Annotated in this window: 3 protein-coding genes; all 3 read right to left on the bottom strand. The window is 43.5% G+C overall.

All coding sequences use genetic code 11. The features are described from left to right. Positions 1-171 precede the first annotated feature (171 nt). Entirely contained in the window at positions 172-1,647 is a 1,476-nt protein-coding gene (locus B9T16_RS23930; protein ID WP_317270145.1) for a CPBP family intramembrane glutamic endopeptidase, read from the bottom strand. Positions 1,648-1,683: 36 nt separating this feature from the next. Further along, positions 1,684-3,462 (bottom strand): EAL domain-containing protein, encoded by a 1,779-nt coding sequence (locus B9T16_RS23925; protein ID WP_410245948.1) that lies wholly within the window; start codon positions 3,460-3,462, stop codon positions 1,684-1,686. A 10-nt stretch (positions 3,463-3,472) separates the two neighbouring features. Continuing rightward, positions 3,473-6,769 (bottom strand): ATP-binding protein (locus B9T16_RS23920; protein WP_410245947.1); only part of this gene is annotated, 3,297 nt, incomplete at its 5' end.

The raw sequence follows: 6,769 nt of genomic DNA, 5'->3' as shown, positions 1-6,769 counted from the left end.
ATCGCTTTGCTGTCCGTGGGGGTGGCGACTTGGTACACTCMTTTTGAGTTATCCCTGCTCACCGGTTTATTATTGGCGATCGCTTCTAAGGGTATACGGCGGCGACGCTATCATCAAGATTATTCCTCCGAAGATTCCCCAGATATTTAAATCTTGGGGCTTCCTGAGCGACTAATTAGCGCCACTTCCTAAGATATACAGACTGATTAAAGTGCCGCTATTCCATAAACTGTGTAGCAACATGGGAGCCAAGAGATTGCGCGATCGTGTATAGACAAACCCCAGGACAATTCCTAACACAAATAAAGGCAAAATTTCCGAGACATTCAAATGAGCCACAGCAAACAGTAACCCACTGGCTATAATTGCACCCCACAGCGGAAAATAGCGGGTTAACGAAGGTAACAGAAACCCCCGAAATAATACCTCCTCAAACCAAGGTGCTGCTATAGAAGCCGTGAAGAAAAATATCCCTAAAGCTACCGGATCTCGATTTTCCAAAGCTATGGGTAATATCGGATTACTTCCCCCTTGACCATCCCATAATCTTTGATTGACTAAGGAAGTTAAAATCACTAAGGGTAAAGCTACGCAATAGCCACCGAAACCCCAGAATAACCAACTATCCCATAATTTGAACCTAAACCAACCTTCCGGGAGAGGGAAAAATGATTTTATAGACAGATATAAAACCCCCAAACCACCACCCACTAAAATCATATAAGTTAGGAGGATATAAAAGGCTTGCAGTCTCACATCTCCCGCCGCTCTTAAACCCAGGAGTTGAAAAATCAGCGGGATTAACAACTGTCCAACTAGGAAAAACCCTAAAACAAACACTTGCACAATCGTTTCCGCTGTCCAAGGTACAGACCATTCTACATCAGCATTGCGGTTGATAATTGCCTGTTCACGTTTCAGGAACCATTGCACCCCTAAAATGATAGATAGGATAATTCCCGACACCAACCCGAACCCAGGAATAGCCGAAACAATGGCTAATTTATAAACAGCATTTTCTGAGGTTTCCTGTTGTTGATTATTGAGTTGTTGTAAGACATCTTCACGGTTTTGTAAATCGTAGAGTTGGGCTAAACCTTGAAAGCGGAACCAACCCTCTAAATTTGCCTGTAAAATATCTTCGTCATCAGCCCCTATATCTGGTGGCTCTGTCCAGAGTCCTACTAATACTTGAGCCGTGGCACTGGTGGGATAATTACCATTGTTAGAAATGAGGGATTCCCAAGTGGCGATCGCCTTTTGGGAGTCTCCCAGCACCGCTTGCATAATGCCAATTCGCAATTCTAACTCACCTATGGTCTGTGCTAATTCTCCCCGCGAAAATTCTGAAGGCTGATTGGGTTGTAGTCGCTGTAAATTTTGGTAGTTAGACTCCTGCACCTTTTGGTATTGTTGGAGCGCAGAATTAACCGCATCTTTACCGATGATATTATCTCGTAGGGTTAGCCAATTCGCCCGGTCTTCCGTCTGTGGTTCCCACTCAGAAGCCTGGAGAACTAAATTGGTCTGATACAGTTCCAGACGGCTTTGAATTTGGGGCTGAGTCCAACTTCCCAGTAGGCTTAAAGTTACATATAGTATAGATATAAAAGTGAGAATGGTTAAAATTATCTGTTTTAATTTCATGTACTTTCTGTTACCGTCAATTTTTATCAATGAGACTTACCATTGGGGATGGCTGGCCAAAAGTTCAGCCATTTGAGTAGCAGGTAAAGGCCGAGAAAAGAAATATCCTTGTCCGCCATTACATTGGAGTTCTCGCAGTTGTGCAAGTTGTTCGGGGGTTTCTATTCCCTCAGCTACCGCTACCATGTTTAAAGTTTTAGAGATACCAATGATAGCAGGAATTAGCCCCAGGTTTTCAGGAGTTCCATCTAAAAGACTGACAAAAGACTTATCAATTTTAATGGTGTCCACCGGGAAGGCGTGTAAATAACTTAGGGAAGAGTAGCCTGTACCAAAATCATCGAGACTTAAACCGATGTGGCGATCGCGAAATTGAGTTAAAATAGTCCGGGCTGTTTGTGTATGTTCGACGATCGCACTTTCCGTCATTTCTAATCTCAGGCATTTAGGATTTAAACCACTTTCAGCCAGGATATCATCAACGGTAGCAATGAGATCCGCTTGGGTAAACTGTCTGACAGAGAGATTTACACTAATGCTAACAGATTCATCCACCAATTTCTGTTCTTGCCAATGTTTGAGTTGATGACAGGCTTCTACCAGCATCAAAGTTCCAATAGTAGTAATTACCCCCATTTCCTCAGCCAAGGGGATAAACATACCAGGGGAGACCAAACCCCGTTGGGGATGTTGCCAACGCACCAAGGCTTCCATGCTATAAATTTTACCAGTTTCCAGATTAATAATTGGCTGATAATAAGCCATTAATTCTTGATTGTCTAGTGCCCGTCTCAGGTCAGTTTCTAACCCCAATAAATCGAGGGCTTCTTTGTGCATAGCCGGGTCAAAGATATGATATTGTCCCCGTCCTAGGGCTTTGGCACGATACATAGCTGTATCTGCATCTCGCAATAAATGCTCTGGTTGTTGATAGTCCGTATTACTGAGAACCACACCGATACTCATATTAATAAAAATCTCTCGGCTATAGATTTGAAAAGGACAAGACATCACCTCCAGAATAGAATCAGCGAGATTCCTTACGGGTTCAATTTCATTAACATCATGTACAATAATGGCAAATTCATCTCCGCCCAAACGGGAGAGTAAATCATTATTTTTGAGTATTTTTTGAATGCGATCGCCAATAGCAATTAACAATTCATCTCCCACCGTATGCCCCAAGGAATCATTGACCACCTTAAAGCGATCGCAATCCATAAACAGCACCGCAAAACCCCGAATATTCCCCTCCTTTAAATTATTCATTGCCCCAGATACCTGCTCCATAAATAAAGTCCGGTTGGGCAGTCGTGTCAACGGGTCATGTAGAGCCATTTCCAACAATTTATCATTAGCCATTTCTAATTGTTGAGTGCGTTCTTTGACCCTAGCTTCTAACTCAGTATTTAACTCGAGAATTTTCTTTTCCGCCGCCTTCAGCATCAGGTGATTTTCCACCCGAACTAGAACCTCCTCCATTTGAAAAGGCTTTGTAATATAGTCTACACCGCCAGACCCAAAGGCTTTCACCTTATCAAACACATCATTTAAAGCACTGAGAAATATTACCGGAACCTTAGCCAAATTTTGATTATTTTTTAATTCTTTACAAACCTGATATCCATCCATTCCCGGCATCATAATATCCAGTAGAATCAAATCTGGCGGCACTGTCTTAACCGCCATCAAAGCCATTTTACCATTAACAGCCTTGCGGACATTGTATCCTTCCATCATCAAAATTTCCGAGAGAAGGTGTAAATTTTCCGGCTTGTCATCAACTACTAAGATATCTGCTTTTGGTGTATCCACTTATTTTCACTCAATTCGGTATTTGTCGGATATTAGGTGCTTCCGGCTTGGTTTGTTCTACCAATTCCAGGACCTTATCAAACTGAAAACTTCCCACCCATTCTGTGATTGTATTAGCCAGATTACTGTATTGAGTGGGAATCTCTTCAATCAGGTCTAACAGTAGTAAATCACTCCCCTGAGCCGCAGCATAATAGACCTGATCGAGCCAATATTCTGGCATTTCTCGGATTTGTTCTAAGTTAAGTTGTGATGGTTCGGTCTGGTCATGATCTTGGGAAGAATTCAAATTTACAGACATCTCCGGCTGTGTATTGTAAATATATTGCACACCCAGATATTGACTCAATTTACTGAGCAATTCTCCTCGCTGAAAAGGTTTTCGCAACAAATCATTGCATCCCACCTTCATAATATCCTGTCTTTGTTCCTCAAAGGCACTAGCTGTCAGTGCAATAATGATGGTCTCCCCACCCCCAGGCTGAGAGCGAATTTGCCGGGTAGCCTCATAACCATTGACCACAGGCATTCGCATATCCATAAAAATCAGGTCAGGGTTCCACTCTTGCCAAATAGCGATCGCCTCCGAGCCATTGTTAGCTGGTCGGACCGAAAAACCCAGGACACTCAGGAGTTCCACCAGCAATAAACGATTGCTTTCTCGGTCTTCAACCACCAAAATGCGATAGACTGGCTGATCAGCAGCCAAACCGATGACCCTATCCATAATAGATGCGATCGCCTGGTTTGGCTTGTCCTCACTCCTTTGCACTGGAATAGTAAACGAAAAAGTCGAACCCTGATTTAGACAACTACGAACAGTAATTTCACCACCCATTAGTGTGACAAATTGCTGTGCAATTGCCAACCCCAGACCGCTACCCTCCGAAGCATTTAAACCCGTTTCCGTTTGTGCAAAGGCTTCAAACAGTCCTTCACAGTCTTCGGGAGCAATTCCCAGCCCAGTATCTTCCACTTCAAATTGTAATAGATCTGAGGCATCCCGGTTTTGGTGAGAAACCCGAACAGTCACACTACCTTCATCAGTAAACTTAATAGCATTTCCCAATAAATTAATCAACACCTGACGCAATTTTTTCTCGTCAGCTTTAATATGCCTAATCAAACCTTTGGGGCGCTCAAAAATCAGATGTAAATTTTTAGAAGTAGCCCGCAATTTAAACAAATCTTCCAAACCCTGAAGAAACTCATGTAAATCAAAAGCATTCACCTGAAGTGTCGCCCGTCCGGCCTCAATCCTAGACATTTCCAAAATATCATTAATCAGACCGAGAAGATGCTCACCCGACCGATTAATAATCTCAATATGTTGACGATTTTCGGGAGCCAGATTCTGGTTAGTAGACATCAGTTGAGCAAAGCCCAAAATCGCATTTAAAGGAGTTCTTAACTCATGACTCATATTCGCCAAAAACTCACTTTTAGAGCGATTAGCCGCATCGGCAATTTCCTTAGCCTGTTGCAGTTGTCTAGCCTGTTCTTGAGTTTTTGCCAACAATTCCGCCTGTTGAACAGCCACCCCCAACTGAGAGCCAATTTGTGTCACTGTGCGAATTTCAGCAGTCGTCCAAATGCGGGGATGATAATTCTGATAGACTGCCAATAATCCCCAAAGTTGATAGCCCGAAAAAATCGGGGTAATAATATAAGCCCTAGCTTGAAACTGTTTTAATAATTCCAGATAACAAGCATCGAAACCCATTTCATAAATATCATTCACACATCTATAACTGACCCCTTTTCCATAAATACCACCTTGATTTTGTTGCAAATAAGTATCCGAAATCACATGGCGATAATTAATTTCCTGAAAAGCACATTTTTCCTGTTCAATAGCGATGCGGGTAGCCTTACTATCTCGTAGAGGTCCGGCCGTAAGTTGCACCCAACCTTCAGCCACGGACTCAGCCATAAATTCTCCACTCCAGTCTTCCCGGAAGCGATAAACCAAAACCCGATCGCAATTTAAAACCTGTCTAAGTTCCCCAGTCGTAGCACTAAAAATCTGCTCAAGTTCCAAAGTTTTTCGCATTTGCTGAACCATTTGCAGAATAGAGCGTTCTTGTTCCGCCCCTTCCCGCAGAGCCTGTTCAGCCATTTTCCGGTCGGTAATATCAGTATGAAATCCCACCATACGATAGGGCTGGTTATGTTCATCCCAAAGAGCCACCCCCCTAGAGCGAATCCAGCGCCATTCACCATTATCTAATTCGGTGCGATATTCCACATCAAAAGCGGGAATTTCCTTAGCTAAATAGCTATTTAACATCTCTTTAACCCACAGGCGGTCATCTGGATGAACAATTTTTAGCGCCGAGTCCAAATTAGAGAAACAATCTAAATCCGGTTGGCAGCCGAACATAATTTTGCCTCGGGGGGACAGATAAACCTCATCGGTAGAAATATCCCAATCCCAAATGCCATCATTAGCACCCTCCACCGCCAGAGTAAATCTCTCTTGACTGCGCCTGAGAGCCTCTTCAGCCTGCTTTTGGTTAGTAATATCACTAATAGTACATATAACCCGCATCACCTCACCTCCCGGCTCGTGTAGTGTGGCATTCACCAATAACCACCGTCGCTGTTGAGTTTTCGGGTCATCAAACCCCAGAACCATATGATGGACGGCTTGACCTGTGGCGATCGCCCTTTGTACAGGTAAATCTGACAAGGAAATTGGCGATCCATCCTCCATCACCAAATGCCAACCTTCTCCAAACACCTGAAGGCTATCTGGTTCAATATCGAGCCGTAAAAGATCCAAGGCGGCCTGATTAAAAACCAAAATTTCCGCCTTAGCATTCAGCAGCAACATTCCCACTTGCATTTGCTGAATCAAAGTCCGAAACTGCTGTTCACTGTCTTTTAAAACTTTTTCGCGCGCCAATTGATTGACCAGTTTGTGATCCCATAACTTAGTTAACACAATAAAAAATAGACAGATCACCGTCCCCAATCCGACTGCGATCGCCAACCCAGAGGGACTCAAATGGGGATTCACAGTCAGACCAGAATCAATAGGCAGATTTAATCTGGGTACAAACTGAGTCGCCGACCTTCCTAGATAGTGCATTCCACTGACACCCAATCCCATAATCATGGCACTGATCACCTTTTGTGGAGTTTTGGCGACCACAGAATCATCGAGTAGTCGAAAAGCCAGCCACAGAGAAATCAAAGCCACATCAATAGCGATCGCCACAGAAAACACCACCAAACGGGCATCATAATCAGGATAAACCGACCCGCCGCCGGTTGTGACACCAGCCCCAGAAATATCCCCGAG

This window comes from Arthrospira sp. PCC 8006 (assembly GCF_046480465.1).
Taxonomy (GTDB): Bacteria; Cyanobacteriota; Cyanobacteriia; order Cyanobacteriales; family Microcoleaceae; genus Limnospira; species Limnospira platensis.
This window is presented reverse-complemented; position numbering and strand designations above follow the sequence as displayed.

Coding starts and splice junctions, on each gene's coding strand:
- B9T16_RS23930 (WP_317270145.1), bottom strand. CDS start 1,647: ATGAAATTAAAACAGATAATTTTAACCATTCTCACTTTTATATCTATA.